20 protein-coding genes and 1 pseudogene are annotated in these 26,855 nt (G+C 63.3%); 10 read left to right on the forward strand and 11 right to left on the reverse strand.

The features are described 5' to 3' along the window. Positions 1 to 250 precede the first annotated feature (250 nt). From ACYG97_RS03465 to ACYG97_RS03480, 4 genes and pseudogenes are all read right to left on the reverse strand, one after another. Entirely contained in the window at positions 251 to 1,000 is a 750-nt protein-coding gene (locus ACYG97_RS03465; protein ID WP_023834740.1) for an acyltransferase family protein, read from the reverse strand. A 23-nt stretch (positions 1,001 to 1,023) separates the two neighbouring features. Further along, positions 1,024 to 1,428: pseudogene (locus ACYG97_RS03470) on the reverse strand (acyltransferase family protein); the annotation flags it as partial. Positions 1,429 to 1,464: 36 nt separating this feature from the next. Continuing rightward, positions 1,465 to 2,190 (reverse strand): 3-keto-5-aminohexanoate cleavage protein, encoded by a 726-nt coding sequence (locus tag ACYG97_RS03475; protein ID WP_023733919.1) that lies wholly within the window; start codon positions 2,188 to 2,190, stop codon positions 1,465 to 1,467. Positions 2,191 to 2,543: 353 nt separating this feature from the next. Further along, entirely contained in the window at positions 2,544 to 3,017 is a 474-nt protein-coding gene (locus ACYG97_RS03480; protein WP_031262233.1) for a MarR family winged helix-turn-helix transcriptional regulator, read from the reverse strand. 154 nt (positions 3,018 to 3,171) lie between these two features. On the opposite strand from ACYG97_RS03480, the gene ACYG97_RS03485 reads away from it, so the two are divergent. Both ACYG97_RS03485 and ACYG97_RS03490 read left to right on the forward strand, forming a co-directional pair. Further along, the gene (locus ACYG97_RS03485; RefSeq protein WP_023733921.1) at positions 3,172 to 4,014 is read left to right on the forward strand and encodes a p-hydroxycinnamoyl CoA hydratase/lyase; all 843 of its coding nucleotides are present in this window, start codon (positions 3,172 to 3,174) and stop codon (positions 4,012 to 4,014) included. A gap of 20 nt (positions 4,015 to 4,034) precedes the next feature. Then, complete coding sequence (locus ACYG97_RS03490) at positions 4,035 to 5,531, forward strand: AMP-binding protein (RefSeq protein WP_084023747.1); 1,497 nt, start codon at positions 4,035 to 4,037, stop codon at positions 5,529 to 5,531. Positions 5,532 to 5,546: 15 nt separating this feature from the next. Here ACYG97_RS03490 and ACYG97_RS03495 read toward each other — a convergent pair whose 3' ends face one another. Genes ACYG97_RS03495 through ACYG97_RS03505 form a run of 3 tightly spaced genes read right to left on the reverse strand, consistent with a single transcriptional unit; the run spans position 5,547 to position 9,636 of the window. Beyond that, the gene (locus ACYG97_RS03495) at positions 5,547 to 6,854 is read right to left on the reverse strand and encodes a cytochrome c (RefSeq protein ID WP_023733923.1); all 1,308 of its coding nucleotides are present in this window, start codon (positions 6,852 to 6,854) and stop codon (positions 5,547 to 5,549) included. 10 nt (positions 6,855 to 6,864) lie between these two features. Beyond that, positions 6,865 to 9,168, reverse strand: a complete 2,304-nt coding sequence (locus ACYG97_RS03500; RefSeq protein WP_023733924.1) for a xanthine dehydrogenase family protein molybdopterin-binding subunit — start codon at positions 9,166 to 9,168, stop codon at positions 6,865 to 6,867. Between the two features lie 15 nt (positions 9,169 to 9,183). Further along, positions 9,184 to 9,636, reverse strand: coding sequence for a (2Fe-2S)-binding protein (locus ACYG97_RS03505; protein ID WP_031197152.1), 453 nt, complete (start codon positions 9,634 to 9,636; stop codon positions 9,184 to 9,186). Positions 9,637 to 9,810: 174 nt separating this feature from the next. Between ACYG97_RS03505 and ACYG97_RS03510 the strand changes: the two genes are divergently transcribed. Beyond that, complete coding sequence (locus ACYG97_RS03510) at positions 9,811 to 10,233, forward strand: OsmC family protein (RefSeq protein WP_023670326.1); 423 nt, start codon at positions 9,811 to 9,813, stop codon at positions 10,231 to 10,233. A gap of 44 nt (positions 10,234 to 10,277) precedes the next feature. Then, the gene (locus tag ACYG97_RS03515; protein ID WP_023733925.1) at positions 10,278 to 10,817 is read left to right on the forward strand and encodes a carboxymuconolactone decarboxylase family protein; all 540 of its coding nucleotides are present in this window, start codon (positions 10,278 to 10,280) and stop codon (positions 10,815 to 10,817) included. A gap of 46 nt (positions 10,818 to 10,863) precedes the next feature. On the opposite strand, the gene ACYG97_RS03520 is transcribed toward ACYG97_RS03515, so the two are convergent. Beyond that, entirely contained in the window at positions 10,864 to 11,376 is a 513-nt protein-coding gene (locus tag ACYG97_RS03520) for a hypothetical protein (protein ID WP_156937197.1), read from the reverse strand. A gap of 11 nt (positions 11,377 to 11,387) precedes the next feature. On the opposite strand from ACYG97_RS03520, the gene ACYG97_RS03525 reads away from it, so the two are divergent. The 3 genes from ACYG97_RS03525 to ACYG97_RS03535 all read left to right on the forward strand — a co-directional run bounded on the left by ACYG97_RS03525 (position 11,388) and on the right by ACYG97_RS03535 (position 15,103). Continuing rightward, on the forward strand, positions 11,388 to 12,131 hold the full coding sequence (locus ACYG97_RS03525) for a 2OG-Fe(II) oxygenase (RefSeq protein ID WP_023733926.1): 744 nt from the start codon (positions 11,388 to 11,390) through the stop codon (positions 12,129 to 12,131). A 407-nt stretch (positions 12,132 to 12,538) separates the two neighbouring features. Beyond that, entirely contained in the window at positions 12,539 to 13,255 is a 717-nt protein-coding gene (locus tag ACYG97_RS03530) for an outer membrane protein (RefSeq protein WP_023733928.1), read from the forward strand. A 225-nt stretch (positions 13,256 to 13,480) separates the two neighbouring features. Next, entirely contained in the window at positions 13,481 to 15,103 is a 1,623-nt protein-coding gene (locus ACYG97_RS03535) for an ABC-F family ATP-binding cassette domain-containing protein (protein WP_023733929.1), read from the forward strand. Positions 15,104 to 15,149: 46 nt separating this feature from the next. Here the strand turns inward: ACYG97_RS03535 and ACYG97_RS03540 are convergent, their stop codons facing one another. From ACYG97_RS03540 to ACYG97_RS03550, 3 genes are all read right to left on the reverse strand, one after another. Then, positions 15,150 to 17,771 (reverse strand): bifunctional diguanylate cyclase/phosphodiesterase, encoded by a 2,622-nt coding sequence (locus ACYG97_RS03540; RefSeq protein WP_023733930.1) that lies wholly within the window; start codon positions 17,769 to 17,771, stop codon positions 15,150 to 15,152. Positions 17,772 to 18,033: 262 nt separating this feature from the next. After that, positions 18,034 to 18,927 (reverse strand): hypothetical protein, encoded by an 894-nt coding sequence (locus ACYG97_RS03545; RefSeq protein ID WP_023733931.1) that lies wholly within the window; start codon positions 18,925 to 18,927, stop codon positions 18,034 to 18,036. A gap of 244 nt (positions 18,928 to 19,171) precedes the next feature. Next, positions 19,172 to 20,818, reverse strand: coding sequence for an acyl-CoA synthetase (locus tag ACYG97_RS03550; RefSeq protein ID WP_023733933.1), 1,647 nt, complete (start codon positions 20,816 to 20,818; stop codon positions 19,172 to 19,174). Between the two features lie 201 nt (positions 20,819 to 21,019). Here ACYG97_RS03550 and ACYG97_RS03555 point away from each other — a divergent pair, with 201 nt between their 5' ends. The 3 genes from ACYG97_RS03555 to ACYG97_RS03565 all read left to right on the forward strand — a co-directional run bounded on the left by ACYG97_RS03555 (position 21,020) and on the right by ACYG97_RS03565 (position 26,832). Further along, positions 21,020 to 22,141, forward strand: a complete 1,122-nt coding sequence (locus ACYG97_RS03555; protein ID WP_031262237.1) for a KamA family radical SAM protein — start codon at positions 21,020 to 21,022, stop codon at positions 22,139 to 22,141. Positions 22,142 to 22,291: 150 nt separating this feature from the next. Then, positions 22,292 to 26,101, forward strand: a complete 3,810-nt coding sequence (metH, locus tag ACYG97_RS03560) for a methionine synthase (protein WP_023733935.1) — start codon at positions 22,292 to 22,294, stop codon at positions 26,099 to 26,101. Between the two features lie 131 nt (positions 26,102 to 26,232). Then, on the forward strand, positions 26,233 to 26,832 hold the full coding sequence (locus tag ACYG97_RS03565; RefSeq protein WP_023733936.1) for a BA14K family protein: 600 nt from the start codon (positions 26,233 to 26,235) through the stop codon (positions 26,830 to 26,832). The last annotated feature ends 23 nt before the right edge of the window (positions 26,833 to 26,855 follow it).

Consider the following 26,855-nt stretch of genomic DNA (forward strand, 5'->3'; position numbering starts at 1 on the left):
AAATTTTTAACAGCAGCAAGAGCTATGTCATCCCTCTGTGCCAGTTCCCGTGTGCGTTCAGGCAAGACAGGATGCATGTCGTCCCAAAACCGCTGCACATTTTGGGGCAGTCGAGGATGTGCGCGACAGCACTAGGTGACGGAGTTCGAAGACGATCTTGCCGCGGCCGTGGTCGCTTGAACGCGACGGTAGGTCGTAGTGAGCAACGCACCCGAATGGCAGGCCGACCGAGCTGCGGCGTAGCCGCAACTCACGCCTTCACCTGATAAGCGGAGAGGCTCATTCGCGACATGGCCAAAAGCGGCCTTTCGATAAAACTATAACTCGCCAGGGACACGGCGATGCAAGCGGTGACAATAGCTATGCTTGCAAGCCATGGTGACACATTGGCGGTTGCAACGACAGGAGCGATCGCGAGCAGCACGATAGGATGGGTCAGATAGAGAGAGTAGGAAGCATCTCCCAGCCTTGCCAGCACGCGAGGAGCAAAAAGTCGGAAGTAGCTCTCCAGGCTGATGCAACCCGCGACAAGGATCAGCGCCGGGATACCTTGAGCAAGGGTTCGCGGCAAGTTGAAGCCAAGTACCATCACCAGTGTGGACACAATAGCGAACCCGACAGCCGAGGCACCCAGGAAAGCGGGCAAACGCACCAGTCTGCCGACCAGATGGCCGACAGCCATGCCGGCAAGGAACTCAAACAGGATTGGCGTGGTATAGAAAAACAGCACAGTGTCGGCGGCGGGTTTGAAGATAATGCGTGCGGCTACGGCGATTGCAAAGACAACGCCAATCGTGGCCATTTGCGTCAGCGCACCAAAACCCATAGTCGCCGCGAACAGAATGTAAAACAGGATTTCCAGATTGAGCGTCCAACCCACGCCAAGCACTGGCTGGACATAGCCTGTGGCCGTATCGAGATAGGGCACGAAAAGCAGGCTATTGGTAATCTGCTCAAAGGACACTCCACGACCGGCAAACAGCCAAAGTGCGGCGACCATGAGGAAGGTCTGACCCAATAGAACGGAACGACGCGCGTGAACCGCTGCATCAAAAAAGCACGGTGGTCGCGATGTCTGTTCTCCGTCGAGAGAACCATGACGAAACCGCTGATGACGAAAAACAGGTCGACGCCGCTGTTTAGAATGGGAATAGGCAAATCGAGCACGCCTAGTGCGGCCGGAAGATGATAGATAACAACCATTAGGGCTGCTAGCCCCCGCAGGGTCTGTATCGATGTATATTGTTGAATCCAACGCGGCGCAGCGTGATCATTATCCGGAATGACGTTCATTAAAAAATGTCCCCGATGCCGGAGAATATTAACACGGATGAGATCGTTGATGCGACGATTAACTGCCGGTTTAATAATACATAAAATTTGAATAGCTTTCACCGACTTTCGCGGCCCGGGCCTTGCGATCGCCATCGTCTCGGCGATGCCTTGGCGCGCTGCTTGTATGCGCTATCGCCCGGTCTGGAAGATCGCCACCGCTGCCGCCGTCAGCGCGGCATTGCCGGCCGCAACCGTGCCATCCGGCAGATGCTTCCCATCCTCCAGCCCGACGCGCGTCGACCAGTCGCGATCCGCGGCACGGCGCACGAACGGCCACACCGTCGCGTTCTCGCCATGCAGCAGGATGGCACGGCGAATGCCGGCGCGCTCCAGGACCTGTTCGATGCCGTCGGCGACCGCAAAATCCTCGTCTAGCGTCTGCTCGGAAATCTCGATCAGCACGCGCAGCACGCGCCCGCCATGGTCGAGGCCGACCAGCCGCTCGGCGTCGGCGACCGACGCCAGACCCGCCTCGATGCCGATGCCGCGCTGGCGCAGGCTCTCCATGACGATCGGTGCCGCCGCCTCGCTGAGATTGACCGAGGCATAGTCCGGCAATTCGCGCCAGCCGGCGATGGCGACCAGCGTGCTTGTATCGTCATTCTCGATCCAGGCGCCGGTGGAGACGCCGATCAGCGTACCAGGGCAGGCACGGCGCAGCCCTGCGATCGTCAGGTCCATCGCTGCCGGCGCAAGGCTCTCGCGGCGGTCCGCTCCGCGGGCATGGACATGCAGCTCGGCCGCACCCGCGGCGACAGAGGCCGCGCCGTCGCGCGCCATGGCCTCGGCGTCGAGCGGCAGCGTGGGGTGAAAATCGGCGGCGCGCGCGCCGTTGATGCAGGTCTGGACGATCATGGCTCTCGCGATCCTGTTGCCGATGGGCGAGCCTAGCAAAGGGCAGGGTGGAGAGGAAACGGGCGCGGTGAAGACTGCTGACAGTGTGTTGCGCCAAACCTGGGCAATGCCGAGTTCCTTCGCACCCCCCTCTGGCCTGCCGGCCATCTCCCCCTCAATGGGAGAGATCAGCTGCGTCTACGGCGTCGCAACGTTGGAGACTGGCGAAGGCAGAGGTGAGGTCCAATCTCCCCCCTTGAGGGGGAGATGCCCGGTAGGGCAGAGGGGGGTGTCTCGCGGAAACCTCAGGTGGTGTTCGGCGTCGCCGCGCCCATCATCGCTACGATCAGCACCGAAGCACCCCGGCCTCCCTTTCAATCGCTGTCCTCGCTCCAGATCAGCCGTAACAGCCGCAGCAGTGTTGCCCGATCTTTTTTCGTCAGCCGTTGCAGGAACCGGTCCTCGTGGTTGCGCACTTTGAGCCGCCATGCCGGCATGGCGGCTTTGGCTGCCTTGGTCAGAGCGAGCACCTGCATGCGCCTGTCCTGCGCATGGTCATCGCGCTCGACCAGCCCGCGCTCCTCGAGTTCGGCCAGCAGCGGCGCCATGTTGGCGCTTTTCATGCCGAGCCGGCGGCAAAGCTCGGCGGCGCTGATGCCGGGCCGTTCGTCGATCAGCGCCAGCATGCCGTAGGTGACCGGGCGCAGTGAGGCATCGGCCATCTCGGCGGTGAAATCATTGAGCGCCAGGGTCGAAGCTCGCCGCAGATTGTAGCCGATCTGTGCGTCGAGCCTGTCTTCAGGCGCCACCCCAGCCACCTTGCCGCTGCGGTCCGATGTCTCGTCCATGCTGCAACCGATCGCTGCGACCAAGGTTCTTGTCAAGCAAAAAAGACTATGCAACATAGCAATTCTAAAAGCTATGTCACATAGCGATTGATGCAGGGGAAGAGCACAACTCTTCTCCCCGCCACACAGGAACGCAAGCGGGAGGAGAGTTGCCATGACCGAAGAGACCGTTGCCTTCGACATCGAGGACGGCATCGCCTGGGTGCGCTTCAACCGGCCTGAAAAACGAAATTGCATGAACCCGGCGCTCAACCGGCGCATGATGGAGGTGCTCGGCCAGCTGGAATACCGCGATGATGTCGGCGTGCTCGTGCTGTCGGGCGAGGGCAGTGCGTGGTCGGCTGGCATGGACCTCAAGGAGTATTTTCGCGAGACCGAGGCCAAGGGGCTGGGCGCCGTCCGCAAGGCGCAAGGCGAGGCCTATGGCTGGTGGCGGCGGCTGCGCTGGTATCGCAAGCCGACCATTGCCATGGTCAATGGCTGGTGCTTTGGCGGCGGCTACGGCCCGCTGTTTGCCTGCGACCTCGCTTTCGCCGCCGACGAGGCGCAATTCGCTCTGTCGGAGATCAACTGGGGTATCCTGCCCGGCGGCGGCGCCACCAAGGTGGTGGTCGATCTCCTGTCGATGCGCGACGCCATGTATCACGCGCTGACCGGCGAGCTGATCGACGGCAGGAAGGCGGCGGCCTGGAAGCTGGTCAATGAAAGCCTGCCGCTGGCGGAGCTGAAGCCACGAGTTACCGAGGTGGCGAACATCCTGCTGAAGAAAAACCCGGTGGCGCTGAAGGCGACCAAGGATGCTATCCGCCGCGTCGGCGAGATGACCTACGACAATGCCGAGGACTATCTGGTGCGCGCGCAGGAAGCGGCCAATTCCTACGACAATGACGGCCGCAAGGAAGGCATCCGCCAGTTCATCGACGAAAAGAGCTACAAGCCCGGGCTCGGCGCCTATGACAAGCGAGGTGATCCCGGCGACCGACTGAGCCGAGAGTGAGGGCGCAATCCGGGGAGAAGATGCGAATGCCGGCCTGGACGACTTCAGACCCCGTGGCGCTGCACGCGGGCGCGCAGCCGCAGCGCGTCGCCTGCGTCGATCTCGCATCCGGGCGGCGCTGGACTTACCGTACGCTCGACGAGGCCATCCAGCGCGCCATGGCTGTGCTGGAAGACTACGGCATCGAGCCGGGACAACGCATCGCGACGCTCGCCCGCAACAGCGCCGATCTACTCATCGCGCAGCAGGCCGCCATGCGGCTCGGCGCCATCTTCGTGCCGGTCAACTGGCGCCTTTCCGTCGTCGAGCAGCAGACGGTCCTGGCCGATTGCGAGCCGGTGCTGCTGCTGCACGACGCGGCGCTGATTACGGCGCTGCCAAAAGGCTGTGTACCTGTGGAGGTCAGGGCCTTTGCCGCGGCGGTCGAAGCGCAAGCGCCCGCGCTACGACGCGCTTTGCCGGCGGGCGATGTACCGTCGATCATCCTCTACACCTCCGGCACATCGGGCCGGCCCAAGGGTGTCATCCTGACCGAGGCCAATGCGTTCGCCACCGCGGTCAATTTCGGCGTGCTGGGGCGGGTCGGCAATTCCAGCATCTTCCTCTGCGACGCGCCGATGTTCCATGTCATCGGCCTCATCACCAGCCTGCGTCCGCCCTTGCTGCAGGGCGGCACCGTGCTGATCTCGCCCGGCTTCGAGGCCGGTCTCACCAACCGCCGTCTGGCAGACCCGGACCTCGGCGTCACCCACTATTTCTGCGTCCCGCAAATGGCACGGATGCTGCGCGACGGCACCGCGTTCGCGCCGGCGAACTGGACCACGCTGACGGCCATCTTTACCGGTGGCGCGCCCAATCCCGCCGCCGACATCCTTTGGTGGCTGGAGCAGGGCGTGCGCATGGTCGACGGCTTCGGCATGACCGAAGCCGGCACCGTGCTCGGCATGCCGGTCGAGGCACGCCAGATCGCCCGCAAGGCCGGCTCCGCCGGCCTGCCGGCGCCGTCTTTGTCGCTGCGCATCGTGGACGAAGATGGCCACGACGCCGCAGCCGGCGAGCCGGGTGAGATATGGCTGTCAGGCCCCAATGTCACGCCGGGCTACTGGAACCGGCCCGATGAGACGGCGCAGGCCTTTACACCGGATGGCTGGTTCCGCACCGGCGACATTGCGCGCCGCGACGAAGATGGTTTCGTCACCCTCGTCGACCGCCGCAAGGACATGTTCATTTCGGGCGGCGAGAACGTCTATCCAGCCGAGGTCGAGATGGCGCTGCTCGATCATCCCGACATTTCGGAAGTCGCTGTCGTCGGGATCGCCGACGAGCGCTGGGGCGAGGTGGGGCGTGCCTTCGTCGTGCTGACGGCTGGCTGCGTCCTCGATCCGGCGGCGCTCGCGGCGCACTGTGCGGCTCGCATCGCCCGCTACAAGGTGCCGAAGGAATTCCTGCTCACCGACGCGTTGCCCCGCACCGCCTCCGGCAAGATTCAGAAACAGATTTTGCGCGGCTGCCGGTGACCCCACCGCCGTCCTTCACTGCGCCCGCGCTTTGGCCACGTCGGCCGGTGTGATGGCGGATTGCTTGCCGCCGAAATGCGCCAGCACATAGTTGCCGAGCGCCGCGATCTCGACATTCGAATAGGCATTGGCGAAAGCCGGCATCGCCTGCTTGCCGAGCGGCGTCGTCATATGCGCGCCCTTCAGGATGACCTGGATGAGGTTTGTGCCATCGGGGTCATTGACCGTGCGGCTGCCGCGCAGCGCCGCATAAGGTGTCTGCAGCCCTTCGCCGTTCCATCCGTGACAGCTGGCACAGGCGCCCTGGAACAGCTTCAGGCCGAGCCCGCCTTGCGCCACTGAATCGGCAGACGGAGCGTAGGCGATGGACGTCGTCAGTGTTGCCGGCGGCTCGACTTCGACGATCGCCTTGTCGCTGCTGACTTGCGGCGGAACGGTTTTTTCGTAAGTGACGATCGCCTTGATGTCTTCCGGCGTCAAATGGCGCAGGCTGTAGTCGACGGCTTCGCCCATGTTGCCGGTGGCCGCACCACGCCCTTCCGCATGACCCTTGGAGAGATAGTTGGACAGCTGCTCCTCGCTCCAGCTGCCGATGCCGGTCGTCTTGTCCGAACTGATGTTGTAGGCCTTCCAGCCCTGCAGTTCGGCGCCGGCGAATTTCTTGCTGTTGTCGAGCCCATAGAACAGGTTGCGGGGCGTGTGGCATTCGCCGCAATGCGCCATCGCTTCGGTGAGATAGGCGCCGCGGTTCCATTCCGCGCTCTGCTTTTCGTCTTGTGGTAACGGACCGTCGGGAACGAACAACAGGTTCCAGAACCGCAGGACATAACGCTGGTTGAACGGAAAACTCAGATCGTTCTTCGGCGCCTCGGCGTGCACCGGCGGCAGGCTGAACAGATAGGCCTTGATCGCCAGCGCATCTTCCGTGGTCATCCTGGCATAGGAGGCATAGGAAAAGGCCGGATAGAGATTGCGGCCTTGCTTGTCGATGCCCTGATGCAAGGCACGCACGAACTCCGCGTCGCTCCAGTCGCCGATGCCGGTTTCCTTGTCGGCGGTGATGTTTGGGGAATAGACGGTGCCGAACGGCAGCTTGAAGGCAACGCCGCCGGCATAGGGCTGGCCGCCTCCGGTTGTGTGGCAGGCGACGCAATCGGCGGCGCGCGTCAGATATTCGCCGCGATCGATCAGCGCCTGACCGGTCGGCAGTTTCGCCGCCGCCACGGAGACGTCCGGCAGCGACGCCGGTTTGAACAGGAAGATCGCAACGCCGGCGGCGATGACGACCACGACAGCGAGGAGGATGCGGATCAAGCTTCTCATGGCCTGGCCCTCACAGCGCTTCGGCTTCGGTTTCGATGCCGGTCTCCGGGCGCTCCCTGCTGTTCGCCAGCACCGCCAGCAAGGGTGCTGAGGGCGGCGGCACCATCGACACGCTGGTCTTGTCGGCGCCGTCGCTCTTCAGCTGGTTGCGGTCGATGGGCAGGCTGCGCAGGCGTTTTCCCGTCGCGGCAAAGATCGCGTTGGCAAGGGCAGGCCCGGCCGAAACCGTTGCCGTCTCGCCGATGCCGCCGGGCGATTCCAGGCTCTTGACGTGATAGACCTCAATCTTCGGCGCCTCATTGTTGCGGAGGATGCGGTAGTCGTGAAAATTACTCTGGTCGACGCGGCCATTGCTGAAAGTGATGCCGCTGTAGAGCGCCGCCGACAGGCCGAAGATCAACCCGCCTTCGATCTGGGCTTCGACCGTGTTTGGGTTGATGGCGATGCCGCAATCGACGGCCACCACCGCGCGCTGCAGCGTAATCTCGCCGGCCGCTGAAACCGAGATCTCCAGCACCGCGGCCATGAAGCTGCCGAAGGCATCGTGCAGGGAAATGCCGCGGCCGCTGCCGGCCGGAAGCGGCGAGCCCCATCCCGACTTTTCGGCCGCAAGCTTGAGCACGCCTGCGGCCCGCGGCTGGTTCTTTGTCAGCGCCCGGCGATACTCTACCGGATCCCTGCCCACCGAATGGGCGAGTTCGTCCATGAAACTTTCGACCACGAAGACATTGTGCGTCGGTCCGACGCCGCGCCACCAGGTGATCGGCACCGGCGGGTCCTCGCGCACCCAGTCGACCTGGATGACCGGCAGATCATAGGGCGGTTTGGCGGCGCCCTCGACGGCATCGTCGTCAAGCTTGTCCTGAGGCCAGCCGCCGGGGATGTAATTACCCAACACCGAACCGCCGGCGACATGGTCGATCCACACGGTCGGCAAGCCGTCGGCGCCGAGACCGGCTGATATCCGGTCGTAGTAGGTCGGCCGGTAGAGATCGTGCTGGATGTCTTCTTCACGCGTCCAGATAACTTTGACCGGGTAGCTCACCTGTTTGGCGATCGCCACCGCCTGGCCGACATATTCAGCGACAAGCCGGCGGCCGAAGCCGCCGCCGATCAGGTGATTGTGCACGATGATCTTGTCGAGCGGAAAGCCCGTGACCTGTGCCGCCCAGCCTTGCGCCTGGGTGGGCACCTGGGTGCCGAGCCAGATCTCGCATTCATCGGCGCGCACATGCACGACGCAGTTGACCGGCTCCATCGGCGCATGGGCCAGGAACGGCAGCTCATAGCTCGCCTCGACCGTCTTGACGGCGGCTTTCAGCGCGCCGGCGACGTCGCCTTCCTGGCGCGCCATGATCGGTGTCTTGTTTTTGGACGCAGCCTTCAGCGTGTTCATCATATCGGCGCTTGAAAGCCTGGCGTTGGCGCCTTCGTCCCAGGTGATGGTGAGGGCCTCGAGGCCTTTCTTGGCCGCCCAGAAATGATCGCCGATCACGGCGACCGCATTGTCCAGCCTGACGATATCGCGCACGCCTGGGACGGCGCGTGCCGCCGTCTCGTCCACATCGCCGAGCTTGCCGCCGATCACCGGACAGGCGGCGACCGTCGCCACCTTCATGCCGGGCACGCGCACATCGATGCCGTAGACCACTGCGCCATTGACCTTGCCCGCCGTGTCGACCCGGCGCAGCGACTTGCCGATTAGCTGGAAATCCTTGGGGTCCTTGAGCTTGACGTCGCTCGGCACCGGTTGCTTGCCGGCCGCGTCGGCGAGCGCGCCATAGGCCAGCTGCCGGCCTGTCGGCAGATGCGTGACCACGCCAAGCTTGGCGCTGCATTCCGAAATCGGAACCGCCCATTGCGCGGCTGCTGCCGCAACCAGCATCGTGCGGGCAACGGCGCCTGCCTTGCGCAGCGATTCCCAGGTTGCCCGCATCGAGGTCGAGCCGCCCGTTGCCTGGCCGCCAAGCGCAGCGGTGGCGTACAGCTTGTCGTTGGGCGGCGCGTCGACGACCTTCACCTGGTCCAGGCCGACTTCCAGTTCCTCGGCAATCAACGTCGCTTCGCCGGTGTGCGTGCCTTGGCCCATTTCGATGTTGGGCAGGATGAAAGTGATCTTGCCGTCGCTGTCGACGCGGATAAAAGCATCGGGTGAAAAGGCGGCGGTGACGTCGCCCTCGACGGGTTCGGCGGCGGCAAAACCGGGCCTGGTGCCGGCGCCCAGCATGGTGAAGCCGAGCAGAAGGCCGCTGCCCTGCAGGAAGGCACGGCGCGAGGTGAATTTTTGGGTGGGGGAGGAGGACGGCTTGCTCATGGCTGGCTATCTCCCTCAGGCCTTCGCGGCCTGTTTTATTGCCGCTCTTATTCGCGTGTAGGTGCCGCACCTGCAGATATTGCCGGACATGGCGGCGTCGATATCGCTGTCGCTCGGGTCGGGGTTGCGCTCCAGCAGCGCCGAGGCCGACATGATCTGGCCGGACTGGCAATAGCCGCACTGGATGACTTCAAGGTCGAGCCATGCCTGTTGCACTTTCTTGCCCGATGGCGTCGCATCGATCGCCTCGACGGTGGTGACATGGCGCGACCCAACCGACGCGACCGGCAACACGCAGGATCGCACCGGTTGCCCGTCAAGCTGCACCGTGCAGGCGCCGCACTGGGCGATGCCGCAACCGAACTTCGTGCCGGTCAGGCCGATGACATCGCGCAGCACCCACAGCAATGGCATATCGTCCGGCACGTCGACACTGCGATCCTCGCCGTTTACATTGAGCGCAATCATGGGCCTCTCCTCGGTTATCCGCATCCCCGTGGACAATGCAGTAGGCACCTGTTTGCCGGTAGTGTCTAATCACATGCATGTTGTTCGGCACCGCAACGCGTGTGCAAATCGCACTCGTGTGCGCGCCACAGTGCCCCTGATCTTTGCCGGGCTGCCGGCTGAAAGGTTTTTGCGATGGCTGAGTTGAAGGTCAGAACCCGCGTCACCGGCGCGACGGCGACGCTGCAGCCCGGCGGCTTGCCTTCCATCACCACTCCGACCGGCGGTGCAGTCGATGTCGTCACCGGCGTCAGCGCGCCGGGCTTCAATCCGCTCGACCTGCTCTACGCCTCGCTCGCCGCCTGCATGGTGCTGAGCGCGCGCATCGCCGCCTCCCGCCTCGGGGTTGCCGCCGCGCTTGGCGAGGTGCGCGCCGAGGTCAGCGGCGAGAAGGCCAAGGACGAGCCGTCGCGCGTCGAAAGGCTCAACATCAGGCTCGACATCTCAGGCGATCTCGACGCTGCGACCAAGCAGCGGATCGTCGAGGACGCCGAAGCGATCTGCACGGTGTCCAACACGCTGCGCGCCGCGCCGCAATTGCATACGACGCTTGGGTGAGGGCTTCGCAGAATGCCTCGCTGCCACCAACCAAGGACCGTCCCATGGCCATGATCCCGCCGATCGACTACGCCTCGGCATCGCATGACATCCGCGCCGAGCACGACAGGGAGCTTGGCCTGCGCGGACGCATGACCAACATGAAGCGCATCCTGCTGCATTCACCGGCGGCCCACCGCATCTATGCCGAATGGTTCACCCTGCGCGATCTGCTCAAGCCCGCACTCGACGACCGCGCTGTCTGGCTGTTGTCGCTGGCGATCTCCGAGAGATGCCGCGCCGAGATACCGCTTACCTTCTTCCGCCGCGCGCTGATCGACAGCGGTCTTGATCCCGAGGCGATCGAGCCCAGCGCCGACGAAGCTTTGCTGATCGAATTCGGCAAGGCAGTCGCTGCCGATCCCAACGCCGTTCCCGACGATGTCTGGGCGGCACTCAAGGCTGGCTACGACGACACACTGCTGGTCAACCTCGTCGCCTTCGCCGGCATCATGGTGGCGACCTGCGTGTTCACGAATGCGGTGAGGGTCGATCTGGACCCTGAGTTGGAGGCGTATCGCCGCAAGGGTGCCGATCCGGTCTGATGCGATCGATACGCAGTCGATCTGCAGTGGATATCGCCCAGAAGGATCAGCCGTAGTAGCCGGCTCCAAACAGCAAAAGTGTTTCCACCTGGGAGTCCGCTTCTTTTCCTATGGCTGTCCAGATGCTGATGCCGAGAGCATTCGAAATCGCGCTATCGATCTCGACCTTCACATTGGGGTCGGTTTGTCTCAAGAACCTCAGCGCAACCTCCATGGAAATCGGAAACAGCGACGCGCCACCCAGTTCCAAGATCGCAGGCGAGGTGAATTCTAGCGCTTCGAGTGCGCCATCGGCCTTGTAATAGGCGAATACTCCAAGGTCCGGCCAATAGTCGGCCGGAACGCTGGTTGGGCTCCGCCGGAAGACCTTGAGCTCTCCTGAAAAGAAGGATCTGACAGTCGCCTTAGACGATCCGAGAGGAAGCCCTTTGACGCCATTTAGCGGTTCGATCGAAAGATGCATGTACACAGTTAATCGCTGCCGGCAGCAGATGACAATGTTCGTCGCAGGAATCGGGTGGCCCAGGCGCCTCGTTCGCCCCACTTTGACCGCAAGCAAAGGAGGCATCCATGACCATCCATTCGATAAGCACCAAACGCGCAGCCCATTCGGCCGAAGCGCGCGTCGCAGCGCAGGACTGGAGTGCTCTGATCGGCGAACTGAACAGCCACGGCAGCACCGTCATGCCGGCGCTGCTTTCACCCGAGGAGTGCGCCGAGATCGCCGGTCTCTATCCGCATGAGGACCATTTCCGCAGCCATGTGGTGATGGCCCGCCATGGCTTCGGCAAGGGCGAGTACCGCTATTTCCGCTATCCGCTGCCGGATCTGGTCGGTGGCCTGCGCACCGCGCTCTATCCGAGGCTGGCCGGCGTCGCCAACGACTGGAACGAACGCATGGGCGTGGCACAGCGCTATCCCGATGACCACGCCGCCTTCCTCCAGCTTTGCCACGAAAGCGGCCAAACGCGGCCGACGCCGCTTCTCCTGCAATATGGCCCCGGCGACTTTAACTGCCTCCATCAGGACCTCTATGGCGACCTCGCTTTTCCGCTGCAGGTCGCAATCCTGTTGTCGCAGCCGGGCGAGGATTTCGCCGGCGGCGAATTCGTGCTGACCGAGCAGCGCCCGCGCATGCAAAGCCGTGCCGAAGTGGTGCCGCTGACCCGGGGCGATGCGGTGATCTTTGCTGTCCACAACCGCCCGGTGCAAGGCACGAAAGGCCATTACCGCGTCAACCTCAGGCACGGCGTCAGCCGCCTGCGCTCGGGACGGCGGCATACGGTGGGAATCATTTTCCACGACGCGAAGTGACAATTCGTCGGACACCGCCAAAGCACCTCACTACCGCTGCTTATTGACATGGCGAGTTCGGCGGAACAGTCTCCGCTTGTGTAAGAGAGGGGAATTTATGAAACGATCCTATGAGAAGCCGACACTCGTCAGACGGGGCAAGCTCGCCTCGCTCGCCGCCCAGCAGGTGCCGTCGATCGAGGTGGATACCAAAGACTAGGCTCAAAGCCAGTTTCAAAGCAGCCCGTTACGCAAAGGCGCAGTGGGCTGTTCTGCGCTCAGAAGGCGCCGTCTGCGGCGCTTCTGGTCTCTTCCCGTGGCGCTAGGGAAGCAATTCCACGGTCTGTGGCGTATTTGATACACGTAAAGCGGGCAATTCAGCCTATATTAGGCCCAGAAAACGAGTTTGCTGCCTGGGGGGCATTCGCATGAAAACTCTGCTGCTTGCGTCCTTTGCGGTGTTCGCCTTTGCCGGCTCATCCGCTTGGGCGGCCGACCCGATGATCCCGATGGCCGACGCACCGGTCGGATCTTGGACGGGCTGCTATGTCGGCGGCAATCTCGGTGGCGGCTGGTCCGACATCGATCAGAGGCAGGTTGGCAAGGTCGGCACTCCGATTTCGCTGGACAATGATTATGGATCCGGCAGTGGCAGCGGTTTCATTGGTGGTGCACAGCTTGGTTGCGACTACCAGATGGATCGTTGGGTGTTCGGCGTCCAGGGCATGTTCGACTTCGGTGACATAAAGAGCCGCCACGTTGTGACCGCTTTCCCGGCCTTTGACCTGGAAGACACGATCAATAGCCTTGGCACCATCACCGGCAGGGCAGGCTATCTCTTCGATCCGGCCGTGCTGGGTTACGTCAAGGCCGGTGGCGCCTGGGCTCGCGTGGATAGCGCGGTCCATGGCGCCACATTCCTGTCGGAAAGCGATAAATACGACCGGCTGGGCTGGACGGTCGGTGTCGGCGCTGAGTGGAAATTCGCCAGCAAATGGTCGGTGTTCGGCGAATACAATTACATGGATTTCGGCAAGCACGACGTCAGTTATACCCAAGCGCCGGGGACCGTTGGCCAGGCTGACGTCGTCTCGACGAAACTCACCGTGCAGCAGGTGCTTGTCGGCCTGAATTACAGGTTCTGAACGGTCCGTTTAAAAGAGCCGGTCCGCGAAAGCGCGGGCCGGCTTTTTGCTGTTCGTCAGGCCGCCGGCGCTCGAAGATTTAATCTTCTTCGGTATGATCGCGATGGCTTCGAACCGCTCTCCCGATCAATCCTCTGCGGCGCTGGGGGCCTCTTCCTATGGCCGCCGCCATCGCGTATGGCCCCCGGGGAAATCCTCCCAACCTCCAATTCCTTCGGAAATCGCATGATCCGTCTTGAAAGCATCAGCAAACAGAACGGCCGCCAGCTTGTCTTCATCGAGGCCTCGGCCTCGCTACAGAAGGGCGAGAAGGTCGGCCTTGTCGGCCCGAACGGCGCCGGCAAGACGACGCTGTTTCGCATGATCACCGGCCAGGAACAGCCCGACGAAGGCCAGGTGCAGGTCGATCGCGGCGTCACCATCGGCTATTTCAGCCAGGATGTCGGCGACATGGCGGGCCATAGTGCTGTGGCCGAAGTGATGAACGGCGCCGGGCCGGTCAGCGACGTGGCGGCCGAAATGGCCGAACTCGAGGCGGCCATGGCCGATCCCGAGCAGGCCGACCGGATGGACGAGATCATCGAGAAGTACGGCGAGGCGCAGCATCGTTTCGAGGAGCTCGACGGCTATGCGCTCGATGGCCGCGCCCGCGAAGTGCTCGACGGCCTCGGCTTTTCCCAGGAAATGATGGACGGCGATGTCGGCAAACTGTCCGGCGGCTGGAAGATGCGCGTGGCGCTGGCCCGCATCCTGTTGATGCGGCCCGACGTCATGCTGCTCGACGAGCCGTCCAACCATCTCGATCTCGAAAGCCTGATCTGGCTGGAGCAGTTCCTGAAGGGTTATGAGGGCGCGCTGCTGATGACCTCGCACGACCGCGAGTTCATGAACCGCATCGTCAACAAGGTGGTCGAGATCGACGCCGGTTCGCTCACCGCCTATTCCGGCAATTACGAATTCTACCAGCAGCAGCGGGCGATCGCCGACAAGCAGCAGCAGGCGCAGTTCGAGCGCCAGCAGGCCATGCTGGCCAAGGAGATCGCTTTTATCGAGCGCTTCAAGGCGCGGGCGTCACACGCCGCCCAGGTGCAGAGCCGGGTGAAGAAGCTCGACAAGATCGATCGTGTCGAGCCGCCCAAGCGCCGTCAGATCGTGAATTTCGATTTTCAGCCGGCGCCGCGCTGCGGCGAGGATGTCGTGACGCTGAAGAACGTGCACAAGGGATATGGCAGTCGCTCGATCTATGAGGGGCTGGATTTCCAGGTCCGCCGCCGCGAGCGCTGGTGCATCATGGGCGTCAACGGCGCCGGCAAGTCGACGCTGCTGAAGCTGGTTGCCGGCGCGTCTGACCCGGATGCCGGCACAGTTGCTCGGGGGCCGAGTGTGAAAATGGGCTATTTCGCCCAGCACGCCATGGAGGTGCTGGAGGGCGAGCGCACCGTGTTCCAGACGCTGGAGGACGCGTTTCCGCAAGCCGGCCAGGCGCCGCTCAGGGCACTCGCCGGCTGCTTCGGCTTTTCCGGCGACGAGATCGAGAAGAAATGCCGGGTGCTGTCGGGCGGCGAAAAGGCGCGCCTGGTAATGGCGCTGATGCTGTTCGACCCGCCCAATCTGCTGGTGCTGGACGAGCCGACCAACCATTTGGACATCGCCACCAAGGAGATGCTGATCACAGCGCTGTCGCAATACGAAGGCACGATGCTGTTCGTCTCGCACGACCGCCATTTCCTGGCCGCACTCTCCAACCGCGTGCTGGAATTGACACCCGAAGGCATCCACACCTATGGCGGTGGCTACACCGAATATGTGGAGAGGACCGGGCAGGAAGCGCCGGGCCTGCGCAGCTGACGCAGTTCCTGCGTCCGCTTCTGCATCAAACAAAGCCCCGGGTCCGTCAGCTCGCCGCCAGCCATTTGCGGGACTGAGCGAACGTCTTGAAGGCTTTTGCGTCCATCGGGTAGCCGAAAAGGAAGCCTTGCAGGATATCGCAGCCAAGCTCTTTCAGAATGCGCGCGTGCTCCATCGTCTCGACACCCTCGGCGATCACTTCGATCCCGAGCGACTTGCCGATGTCGATAATGGACGACACAAGCTGCCGCTGTGCGATTGAGCTGGAGATGGGGGTGACCAGCTGGCGGTCGATCTTGAGGCGACGCGGCCGCAACTTCAACAGCGAGACGATCGAGGCATGCCCGGTGCCGAAATCGTCGATCTCGATGTCGATGCCGAGCCCCTTGATGTGTTCGATGTTCCAGCTGACCAGCTCGTCGTTTTCGTCGAGGAAAATCGACTCCACCAGTTCGAACGACACGGTCCCTTCCTTGATGGGAAGCTTGCGCAAACCCTTGATCAGATCCCTGTCTTCCAGGCGCCTGGCGGAAACGTTGACCGAGACGCGCGGGATGTTGAGGTGGCTGCGCGACCAACGCTCGAAATTATCGAGCGCCTGCTCCAGGACGGTGCGGTCGATAAGCGACACGACATTGAGTTCTTCAGCCACCTTGATGTAGGCGTCGGGAGTCAGCATGCCGCGTTGCGGATGATCCCAACGCGACAGCGCCTCGACGCCAACGATCTCCAGCGTCTTGGCGTCGAACTGCGGCTGATAGTAGACGATGAATTCGTTCCGCTCGAGCCCGCCCAGAATCTCGTCGGCGGTCTGCTTGGTCCGCACGATCTCGCTCTGCAGCTCTTCGTTGAAAAACTCGTAGCGGTTGCGGCCGCGGCCTTTCGCCCGGTACAGCGCCAGATCGGCATTGACAAGCAACTGCCTTGCATCGACGCCGCTATTGGCCGCAATGCCGATGCTGACGCCGAACCGGCACTGGTGACCCAGATAGTCGACCGGCTGGCGCATCGCATCGATAATGTGGTCGGCCAGCGCGGCGAGTTCCTTGTCGTCGCGGCCATGGCTCAGCACGACAAACTCGTCGCCGCCGATGCGCGCAACGAAATCGGCACTGCCGACGCTGGCCTTGATGACTTTCGAAGCATGCACCAGCAATGCATCGCCCGCTGCATGGCCGAGCGTGTCGTTGATCTGCTTGAACCGGTCAAGGTCGAGATGCAGCAACGCCGCGCGGCCGTCGGCTTCGCGGTTTTCGGCAAGCATCTCGTCCAGATACCGACGGTTGGGCAGACCGGTCAGCGAATCATGCATCGCGACATGCTCGATGCGGGCTTTGGCCAGGTTCAGTTCGGCATTTTTCGATTCTGAAAGGCGACGTTCACGCACGAGATTCTCGTTGAGCAGCACGTCGCCTGTCACATCCCATTCGGCGCCGATCATTTTTGGCGTGCCGTCGATGTCCCGGAAGAAACTGGCGCGGGTGCGCACATGGCGAATGGTGCCGTCCGGCCGCAGGAGCCGATACTGCGAAGAGTAGGGGCCTTGTGTTGCAACAGCCGAATCGAAATCTGCTTTAGCCCGTTCGAAGTCTTGGGGATGGATCGCCAGCGCCCAGTCGTCATAGCTACGGGTCTTGCCGCCGCCGGGTTTGCCATAGATCTCGTTGATGCGGTCGTCCCATACGAGTTCGTTGCTGACGGTATCGTGCTCCCACACGCCTATAGCAGAGGCTTCCAACGCCAGCTCCAGCCGCCGGGACAGGCGCCTCAACTCGGCGTCACTTTTCTGCCGCTCACCGAAAAGACGTCCTGCCACGAGGATCGGCAGCACCACCAGCGCGCCGGCAAGCGCCATGAGCAGACGCAACAGCCACTCATTTTTCGGAGCGGTCGGCCAGCCGCCCTTCGGTATGGCTGAAATTTGCCAGGAGCCTGAAGGCAATTGCACCTCTGCCATCACCGGATTGCCGGACACGACATTATCGCCGCCGAAGAACAGTTCCCCGCCGCCGCCGAGCGCATCCTTGCCGATAAGCGCCACATCGATATCCAGATCAGGGTCGGTCAGTCCGCTGGCAGCGTAGAGCCGATCGACATCGATCACGGCCGAGACGATACCCCAGAAACGGTCGCCGCCGCCCGCCGTCGGCACGAAGACCGGGATACGGCCGATGAAGCCACGTCCGCCTTGCGCCAGTTTGACCGGCCCGGCGAGCACCAGCGCGCGCTGGTCACGGGCGCGAAGCGCGGCCATGCGTTGCGTATCGCTCTTGCGGTAGTCCAGCCCGATGGCTTTTTCATTGCCTTCCAGCGGATATATCAGCGCGATGACGAGGTCGGGCGCACCGGCAATATCGCGCAACTGCGATTTTTGCTCGAACAGATTGCGGGCGAGTGCCGCAAATCTTTGCTGGCCCATATAGGGCTCGGTAACGATTGTCGAAACGAGACCCTGAACCAGCTGGAGATTGCCGCCTATGTTGCCTTCGAGCTTGGCACGTATGATGTTGACCTTGGCCAGGACGTCGGCGCGCGCCAGCTGATCGGAGACCTCTCTGTTCCTCTGGTCGGCAACCAGGGCGCAGACGAGAAGCACGACAAAGGCAATCGCCGCCGGCAAGTTGGCGGAAGAAAAAACGGCCCGTTTAAACCGGCCGGAATTGAGCATTGCGCCTGCCAACTCGATCCGAAGACCTTTCCAGGACAGTAGTCCTTCGGTCGACCATAGTAGCTAAAGCTTAAATTTGAGCTTCGAGACGAATCCGAGAACAAACGGTAAGCTTTTGGTTGCCAGGGTCCAGCCGAAATCTGAATGACTGTCCGAAAGTAGGACGCCAGGTTGCAGAGTTCTGCAACCCAGCGGCGAAGTCATATTCGCCTCAGATTGCAACAAGCCGCCTGATCTTGCCGCGCGGGCCCTTGCGGGAGGCTTACTTCCCAGCCATTTGATCGGCCAGCGCCTGCGCCTGGGCGAGCAGCGCCGGGAAAGCCGGGTCAGCCGGCAGGCGCTGCGCCATGCAGGCCCGGTAGTCGCTGTCGCCCTTGTCCCAGGCGGCGTTGGAGGACTCGAACGCTTTTTCGTCCTTCAGGTCCGATGCCTGGTAGGCCTCCTGGAATTTCTGCGCGGCGGCGTCCGCAGCAGCCCACACGGCGTCGCAGGCGGCGAACTTCGGAACGGCAGGGGCTGCCGGCGCTGCGACAATTCTCACGCTGTTGCCTTTGACGAGCGTAACGATGACTTCCTGCTCGTAGATCGGCCCGACGTCCTGCGTCCAGCCGCCGAGCCGTGCGAAGGCGATGTCGGCGCCTTCGGGCTTCTTCAATGGAAAGTCGAGTGTTCCCTCGAAGGCGGCGTCGCTGTTGATCGCCTGGGTGTAGAAGGCATCGAGCTTAAGCGCCTCATCGATGCCGGCGGGCAGTTTGAAACTCTCGTCGGTCTCGGCGGTCCTGGACTGGAGCCAGCGCTCCAGCAGCCCTCGCGTCGTTGCCACTAGGCTGGGGCCGTCGTCGCCCTTGGTGTATCGCAGCCCATCGAGCATGCCATAGCCGATATCGGAGTCGCTGAGGCTTTCGATATTGATTGTGCCGGTTGGCGGAAAGTCCTTGACCGCCAGCGGCCCGATAATGCCGGCAAGACGCTGCTGGAGGTCGGCCAAGGCCTTCTCGTTCTCAGCGTCGATGGTCTCGATTGCCGCGTTCGCGCTGTTCAGCGCCGCGATATCAGCCATCGCCTTGTCACGCGCGGCGACATAGTCGTCCTCCGGCGAGGCCGCGAAAGCCACGCTGCTCACCAGCGCAAACAGAAACGTCCAGACCCACCGCATGATATAAACCCTGCTCTACGTTCGATTCCAAGGATACATGACAACATTGGGCTGAAAAAAGACGGCGTTGGAGCTGCAGATCTCTCCCCTTGATGGGGAGATGGCCGGCAGGCCAGAGGGGGTCGCCGCGCGTGAAGCGCTGACTCCTTTTGCAGCGCGAGACGACGTTAGCGCTTCACGCGCAACGACCCCCTCTGTCGCCTTCGGCGACATCTCCCCCTCGAGGGGGGAGATTGGCGCCTAGTCACGCCTTGCGCTTCTCCACCTCCGCCTTCCTCAGCAGGAAGCGCTGGATCTTGCCGCTCGGGGTCTTCGGCAGTTCGGTGATGAACTCGACCTCGCGCGGGTAGGCGTGCGCCGACAGCCGTTTCTTGACGTGCTGGGCAAGCTCTTCGGCGAGGTCGGGGTTGCCCTTGTAAGCCGGCACCAGCACGACGAAGGCCTTGACGATCTCTGTGCGCTGCGGATCGGGTACGCCGACCACGGCCGCCTCGTTGACCGCCGGATGCTCGATCAGCGCGCTTTCGAAGTCGAACGGGCCGATGCGATAGCCGGCCGAAGTGATGACATCGTCGGCGCGGCCGATGAAGGAGACCGAACCGTCCGGCTCGTACTCCACCGTGTCGCCCGTGCGGTAGTAGCCGCCCCTGATCGCCGGCGTCTCGGCTTGGTGATAGCCGTCGAACCAGCGCAGCGGCGACTTCGCGATGTCGACGGCGAGGATGCCGGGCTGGTTGGGGCCGAGCTCGTTGCCGGCCTCGTCCAGTACCACCATGCGATATCCGGGCATGGCGAAGCCGGCCGAGCCCGCGCGAACGACATGCGAGAGCCCATGATGGTTGTTGACCATCATGCCGTTCTCGGTCTGGCCGTAATGGTCGTGAATGGGCGCGGCGAGATTTGCGTCGAACCAGCGGATGACTTCCGGGTTGAGCGGCTCGCCGGCGCTGCTCACCACGCGCAGTCTGCCTTTGACGCGGGCCGCAGCTTCCGCGCCTTCCGCCATCAGCAGGCGATAGGCGGTCGGCGAGCCGGCAAGGCTGGTGACGCCGAGCCGCTCGATGATGTCGTAAGTGCTCTTGGCGTTGAAGGCGCCTTCATGGAAGGTCGTGGCGATGCCGAGCTGCAACGGGCCGGTGATGGCGTAATAGAGGCCGTAGGCCCAGCCGGGGTCGGCGATGTTCCAGAAGATGTCGTCGGGCAGCAAGCCGATCGCGTCACGCATATAGGCGCCGAAGGCGAGCAGGGCGCGGAGCGGCACCGGCACGCCCTTGGGCAGGCCGGTCGTTCCCGACGTCGACATCATCATGAACAAGTCGTCGCCCTTGCGCATCACCGGCTGGCAGTCGGGCGAGGCGGCGGCAAGCGCGGCGCGGAAATCGATGTCGCCTGCAGGCAGCACATCGCCATTGCCAAGAATGGTGGCGATTTGCGCTGATGTCTCGACCTCGTCGAGCTTACCGCGATCGGCCGGGTTGGTCACCACGATCCTGGCGCCGCTATAGCCGAGGCCGTGCTCGATGGCTTTCGGACCGAAGGCGGTGAACAGCGGCTGGTAGACCGCGCCGATGCGCCACGTCCCGAGGATCAGCGCCACCAGTTCGGGGACGCGCGGCAGCATGCCGGCGACGACATCGCCGGCACCGACGCCGGCGGCCTTGAGCACATTGGCGGCGCGCCCCGACATGTCGGCGAGATCGTCGAAGATGAATTCGCGAAGCTCGCCGCCGGCCGAGATCGCGCGCAGCGCCAGCCGGTCTTCTCCGGTGTAGCGGCCGCAGCATTCGACATAGGCATTGATGCCGGTTCCAGGGTTGCCATACAACCGCGCGATCTCATCTTCGATGCGAAAGCGCTGAACGGCATCCTCATAACGCGGCATTTTGCTCATGGCGATCCTCCCTAGGCGGCGCCCATCTCCCCTTGGAGCGCCTTATCGGTGAGATTGCCTGAAATTGCTGCGCTGGTCGATTACGGCGATAGTCGGGGGATGCGAAGGATCGCAGCGCAGCGACAATCCGCGCCGAGCCACTGCTGTTGACCGAACCGTCCATCCGGCCGATAGCACCGCCAGAATTGCCCCGAGGCCCCAATGACCCCAGACTCAACTTTCGATGACGCGGCCATCGCCGACGAAGGACGCGATGCCGACACCGCCTGGCAAAACGACATCCGCGCGGGCGTGCGCCACGTCCGCGATCTCGCCTCCCTGCCGCTGTCACCCGCCGAGCGCGCGGCGGCGCAGGAGGCGGTCGTACGCCACAAGGTGCGTGCCCCCAAAACCTATCTCGACCTGATCGACTGGAACGATCCCGCCGATCCGATCCGCGCCCAGGTCATTCCATCGCCGGATGAGCTGACGGAAACGGAAGGCGAGCTCGACGATCCGATCGCCGACCATGCCTTCAGTCCGGTGCCGCGACTGACGCACCGCCACGCCGACCGCGTGCTGTTGTTTGCGACCTACCAATGCGCGGTCTATTGCCGCTTCTGCTTCCGCAAGGAATCCCTGACCTCGATTGGCCGCGGCTATACGCGAGAAGCGCTCGAAGAGGCTTTTGCCTATATCGAAGGCCATACCGAAATCCGCGAAGTGATCCTGACCGGCGGCGATCCGCTTTCGCTGCCGGACAAGGCGCTGGCTGAAATCCGCGCCCGCATCGAGACGATCGCGCATGTCAGGCTGCTGCGTATCCACACGCGCGTGCCTGTCGTACTGCCCGCGCGCATCACGCCGGGGCTGGTTGGCGCCTTGCAGGGCCGGCTGATGGTCACAATCGTCACCCATTTCAACCATGCGCGGGAGATCACGCCGGCCACCGAATTGGCCTGCCGCGTCATGCGCCAGGCAGGCTTCGTGCTGCTCAACCAGAGTGTCCTGCTCAAGGGCGTCAACGACACGGTCGAGGTGCTGGAGGAACTCTGCCGCGAACTGATGTACCGGCTCGGCGTCAAACCCTATTACCTGCACCACGGCGACCTCGCGCGCGGCATGGCGCACAGGCGCACCACGATTGCGCAGGGACAGGCGCTGGCCGGCGCGCTGCGCGCCCGCCTGTCGGGCATCTGCAATCCGGTCTATGTGCTGGACCTGCCGGAAGGCGGCGGCAAGGTGCCGCTCGGGCTATGCCATGTCGAGGGACGGGACGGGCAGGATTGGCGCATCCGCGGCCAGGATGGCGAGGTGAGGGTATATCGGGACGTGGTGGTGTAGGCACGGCGCAGCGGCGACGATGACCGCCGCCGTCACATTGTCGATCGGGATGACCATCGCACCAAACTCTCGCCACTACGCGTTCGCCTGCATTCCGTATGTTGACATAAAGATATCCTTATGTGATGGTTGTCGCCTCAAGGATAAAAAATGTCGCAGAATTCTGCATCGCTGGACGCATTGTTCGGCCCCGTCGCGGCAAAGCCCGATGGGTCCGAAGTGCTTGCGGCGCTGACGGCAGCGGCACGCGAGCGCATCCTCATCCTCGACGGCGCCATGGGCACGCAGATCCAGGGTCTCGGCTTCGACGAAGAGCATTTCCGCGGCGAGGCTTTCGCGGGCTGCGCCTGCCACCAGCAGGGCAACAACGACCTCTTGATCCTGACGCAGCCGAAGGCGATCGAGGAAATACATTATCAATACGCCATCTCTGGCGCCGATATCCTCGAGACCAACACCTTCTCCTCGACCTCGATCGCCCAGGCCGATTACGGCATGGAGGATGCCGTCTACGCGCTGAACCGCGACGGTGCGCGGCTGGTGCGTCGGGCAGCGGTGAGAGCACAGCAGGAGGACGGCAAACGCCGTTTCGTCGCCGGCGCGGTCGGGCCGACCAACCGCACCGCCTCGATGTCGCCCGACGTCAACAATCCCGGCTATCGCGCCGTGACCTTCGATGAATTGCGCCTGGCCTATGGCGAGCAGCTGCGCGGCCTGATCGACGGCGGCGCCGACATCATTCTCATTGAAACCATCTTCGACACGCTGAACGCCAAGGCGGCGATCTTCGCCTGCAACGAGATTTTTCTCGAAAAGGGCGTGCGCCTGCCGGTGATGATTTCCGGCACCATCACCGATCTCTCCGGCCGCACGCTGTCGGGCCAGACGCCGACCGCCTTCTGGCATTCGGTGCGCCATGCCAACCCGTTCACCATCGGCCTCAACTGCGCACTCGGCGCCAACGCCATGCGCGCGCATCTGGCCGAAATTTCAGGCGTCGCCGACACCTTCGTCTGCGCCTATCCGAATGCCGGCCTGCCCAATGAATTCGGCAGATACGACGAGAGCCCGGACTTCATGGCCGCGCAGATCGAGGATTTCGCGCGCGAAGGGCTGGTCAATGTCGTCGGCGGCTGCTGCGGCTCGACGCCGGAGCACATCCGGGCGATTGCCGAGGCTGTCAAAAAGTATCCGCCGCGCGCAATTCCCGAGATCGAGCGCAAGATGCGCCTGTCCGGGTTGGAGCCGTTCACGCTGACCGACGAGATCCCCTTCGTCAATGTCGGCGAGCGCACCAATGTCACCGGCTCGGCCAAGTTCCGAAAACTGATCACGGCGGGCGACTATGTCCCCGCGCTCGACGTGGCGCGCGACCAGGTCGCCAATGGCGCCCAGATCATCGACATCAACATGGACGAAGGCCTGATCGATTCGAAAAAGGCGATGGTCGAGTATCTCAATTTGATCGCCGCCGAGCCTGATATCGCCCGTGTCCCGGTGATGGTCGACTCCTCGAAATGGGAGATCATCGAGGCCGGGCTGAAATGTGTGCAGGGCAAGCCGCTGGTCAACTCCATCTCGATGAAGGAAGGCGAGGAAGCCTTCCTTCATCACGCGAAGCTGGTGCGGGCCTACGGCGCGGCCGTGGTCGTCATGGCCTTCGACGAGGCCGGCCAGGCCGACACCAGGGCGCGCAAGGTCGAGATCTGCACCCGCGCCTACAAGCTGCTCACCGAACAGGCCGGCTTCCCGCCCGAAGACATCGTCTTCGACCCCAACGTCTTCGCGGTCGCCACCGGCATAGAGGAGCACGACAATTACGGCGTCGACTTCATCGAGGCCACCGGCGAGATCACCGCCACGCTGCCGCATGTCCATATCTCGGGCGGCGTCTCGAACCTGTCCTTCTCGTTTCGCGGCAACGAGCCCGTGCGCGAGGCGATGCACGCCGTGTTCCTCTACCACGCCATCCAGCGCGGCATGGATATGGGCATCGTCAATGCCGGCCAGCTCGCCGTCTACGACACGATCGAGCCGGAGCTGCGCGAAGCGTGCCAGGACGTCGTGCTCAACCGCGCGCCCAGGGCCGGCGGCACCGCCACCGAACGCATGCTGGAGATCGCCGAGCGTTTCAAGGGCACCGCCGGCAAGGACGCCAGGGAGCGCGATCTCGCCTGGCGCGACTGGACAGTCGAGCAGCGGATTTCCCATGCGCTGGTCAACGGCATCACCGAATTCATCGACGCCGACACCGAAGAGGCGCGGCTTGCGGCCGAGCGGCCTCTGCATGTCATCGAAGGCCCGCTGATGGCCGGCATGAATGTCGTCGGCGATCTGTTCGGCGCTGGAAAGATGTTTCTGCCGCAAGTGGTGAAGTCGGCGCGCGTGATGAAGCAGGCGGTGGCCGGATTGCTGCCGCACATGGAGGCCGAAAAACTGGCCAACGCCGCCAATGGCATCGACAATGGCGAGCGCCAGACGGCCGGCAAAATCCTGATGGCGACTGTAAAGGGCGATGTCCACGACATCGGCAAGAACATCGTCGGCGTCGTTCTGGCCTGCAACAATTACGAGATCATCGATCTCGGCGTCATGGTGCCGGCGGCGAAGATCCTGCAGACGGCTCGCGAGCAAAATGTCGACATCATCGGCCTGTCCGGCCTGATCACCCCATCGCTGGACGAGATGGTGCACATGGCCGCGGAGATGGAGCGCGAAGGGTTTGACATTCCGCTGCTGATCGGCGGCGCGACAACCAGCCGCGTGCACACGGCGGTGAAGATCCATCCCCGCTACTCCAGGGGACAGACGGTCTATGTCAATGACGCCAGCCGGGCGGTCGGCGTCGTCTCGTCCTTGCTGTCGAACGAGACCAAGGGCGGCTACGTCGACACAGTGCGGGCCGAGTACAAAAAGGTCGCCGACGCGCATGCCCGCTCCGAGGCCGACAAGCAGCGGCTGCCGCTGGCAAAGGCCAGGGCCAATGCGCACAGGGTGGACTGGTCCGCCTATGAACCGCCGAAGCCGTCCTTCACCGGCGTGAAAGTGTTCGAGAACTGGGACCTGACTGAGCTCTCGCGCTACATCGACTGGACGCCGTTCGTCCAGACCTGGGAGCTGAAGGGGCGTTACCCCAAGATCCTCGACGACGAGAAGCAGGGACCGGCGGCACGCCAGATTTTCGAGGATGCGCAGGCGATGCTGACAAAAATCATCGCGGAAAAATGGTTCGCGCCGCGCGGCGTCATCGGCTTCTGGCCGTCCAATGCCGTCGGCGACGACATCAGGCTGTTCACGGATGAGGCGCGCTCGCAGGAGCTTGCCACTTTCTTCACGCTGCGCCAGCAGCTGACCAGGCGCGACGGCAAGGCCAATGTCGCGCTGTCGGATTTCGTCGCACCGGCCGACAGCGGCAAGCCGGACTATATCGGCGGCTTCATCGTCACCGCCGGGAGCGAGGAGGTGGCGATATCAGAGCGCTTCGAGCGCGCCAATGACGATTATTCCTCGATCATGGTCAAGGCGCTGGCCGACCGTTTCGCCGAAGCTTTTGCCGAGCGCATGCACGAGAAGGTGCGCAAGGATTTCTGGGGCTATGCATCAGACGAGACGCTGGCGCCGGATGAACTGATCGGCGAGCCCTATCGCGGCATCCGCCCCGCGCCCGGCTATCCCGCGCAGCCCGATCATACCGAGAAGGCGACCTTGTTCCGGCTGCTCGACGGCGAGCGCAATGCCGGCGTCAGCCTGACCGAAAGCTATGCGATGTGGCCGGGCTCGTCGGTGTCCGGCATCTATCTCGCCCATCCCGAAAGCTATTATTTCGGCGTCGCCAAGGTCGAGCGCGACCAGGTCGAGGATTATGCGCGCCGCAAGGACATGCCGCTCGCCGAAGTCGAGCGCTGGCTCGGCCCAATCCTCAACTATATCCCGGTGGATTATGCGGAGGCGGCGGAGTAGGCGGCGGCGCTCTGGCCGGCTCGACGAATCCGGACGCGCAAGGTCGGTCAGACCTTAGTCCGTCGCGCTCACATCTCTGGAACAAGCGCTGATGTCCCGCATTCTATCAGCAGGGACAGAAGGAGTGTCGAATGAAAGCCGTTCTCGGATTGGTCGGCGGCTTCGTGCTGACCCTGGCGGTGTTCAGCAGCGGGCTGGCCTTTGCCACTTGGCTGCTTGCCGCCAAGCCCCCGCGCGAGGCAAGACCCACCGTCAGCGTGGCGGAGCTGTGGACCCGGAAAGCGCTTCCGGTCAACAAGGGGGCGCAGGACTTTGAACGTCTGCCGGCCGAGCAGCCCGCGCCTGCGGACATCGCCGTCATGGAACCGGAGCAGGACAAGCAGCAGCCCGATCCCGCCGTCACCGGCGCTATCGCGCCGGTCGAGCTGCCGCCGCCGCATCTCGCCTGGTGCGTCAGCCGCTACCGCTCCTACAACCCTGATGACAACAGCTACACGTCCTATAGCGGACAGCAGCGCACCTGCGTCTCGCCCTATCTCGGCGCCGAGCGCGCCGCGCCGCGAGCCCCTGAGGCGCGTGCCACGGAGGCAAGCTATGTCGTGGGCGCGGGCGCCTACGCGGCCACCAGCGGCGACCATGTCGAATCCTGCTTCAGCCGCTATCGCTCGTACCGTCCGGAAGACAACAGCTACCAGCCATATTCCGGCGGGCCGAGACGGCAATGCGAGTAGCCAGCGCGAAGGGCGCCGCGAAC

The organism is Mesorhizobium sp. W067 (assembly GCF_054719525.1).

Coding starts and splice junctions, on each gene's coding strand:
- ACYG97_RS03465 (WP_023834740.1), bottom strand. CDS start 1,000: ATGGTCGCCGCACTTTGGCTGTTTGCCGGTCGTGGAGTGTCCTTTGAG.
- ACYG97_RS03475 (WP_023733919.1), bottom strand. CDS start 2,190: ATGATCGTCCAGACCTGCATCAACGGCGCGCGCGCCGCCGATTTTCAC.
- ACYG97_RS03480 (WP_031262233.1), bottom strand. CDS start 3,017: ATGGACGAGACATCGGACCGCAGCGGCAAGGTGGCTGGGGTGGCGCCT.
- ACYG97_RS03485 (WP_023733921.1), top strand. CDS start 3,172: ATGACCGAAGAGACCGTTGCCTTCGACATCGAGGACGGCATCGCCTGG.
- ACYG97_RS03490 (WP_084023747.1), top strand. CDS start 4,035: ATGCGAATGCCGGCCTGGACGACTTCAGACCCCGTGGCGCTGCACGCG.
- ACYG97_RS03495 (WP_023733923.1), bottom strand. CDS start 6,854: ATGAGAAGCTTGATCCGCATCCTCCTCGCTGTCGTGGTCGTCATCGCC.
- ACYG97_RS03500 (WP_023733924.1), bottom strand. CDS start 9,168: ATGAGCAAGCCGTCCTCCTCCCCCACCCAAAAATTCACCTCGCGCCGT.
- ACYG97_RS03505 (WP_031197152.1), bottom strand. CDS start 9,636: ATGATTGCGCTCAATGTAAACGGCGAGGATCGCAGTGTCGACGTGCCG.
- ACYG97_RS03510 (WP_023670326.1), top strand. CDS start 9,811: ATGGCTGAGTTGAAGGTCAGAACCCGCGTCACCGGCGCGACGGCGACG.
- ACYG97_RS03515 (WP_023733925.1), top strand. CDS start 10,278: ATGGCCATGATCCCGCCGATCGACTACGCCTCGGCATCGCATGACATC.
- ACYG97_RS03525 (WP_023733926.1), top strand. CDS start 11,388: ATGACCATCCATTCGATAAGCACCAAACGCGCAGCCCATTCGGCCGAA.
- ACYG97_RS03530 (WP_023733928.1), top strand. CDS start 12,539: ATGAAAACTCTGCTGCTTGCGTCCTTTGCGGTGTTCGCCTTTGCCGGC.
- ACYG97_RS03535 (WP_023733929.1), top strand. CDS start 13,481: ATGATCCGTCTTGAAAGCATCAGCAAACAGAACGGCCGCCAGCTTGTC.
- ACYG97_RS03540 (WP_023733930.1), bottom strand. CDS start 17,771: ATGCTCAATTCCGGCCGGTTTAAACGGGCCGTTTTTTCTTCCGCCAAC.
- ACYG97_RS03545 (WP_023733931.1), bottom strand. CDS start 18,927: ATGCGGTGGGTCTGGACGTTTCTGTTTGCGCTGGTGAGCAGCGTGGCT.
- ACYG97_RS03550 (WP_023733933.1), bottom strand. CDS start 20,818: ATGAGCAAAATGCCGCGTTATGAGGATGCCGTTCAGCGCTTTCGCATC.
- ACYG97_RS03555 (WP_031262237.1), top strand. CDS start 21,020: ATGACCCCAGACTCAACTTTCGATGACGCGGCCATCGCCGACGAAGGA.
- metH (WP_023733935.1), top strand. CDS start 22,292: ATGTCGCAGAATTCTGCATCGCTGGACGCATTGTTCGGCCCCGTCGCG.
- ACYG97_RS03565 (WP_023733936.1), top strand. CDS start 26,233: ATGAAAGCCGTTCTCGGATTGGTCGGCGGCTTCGTGCTGACCCTGGCG.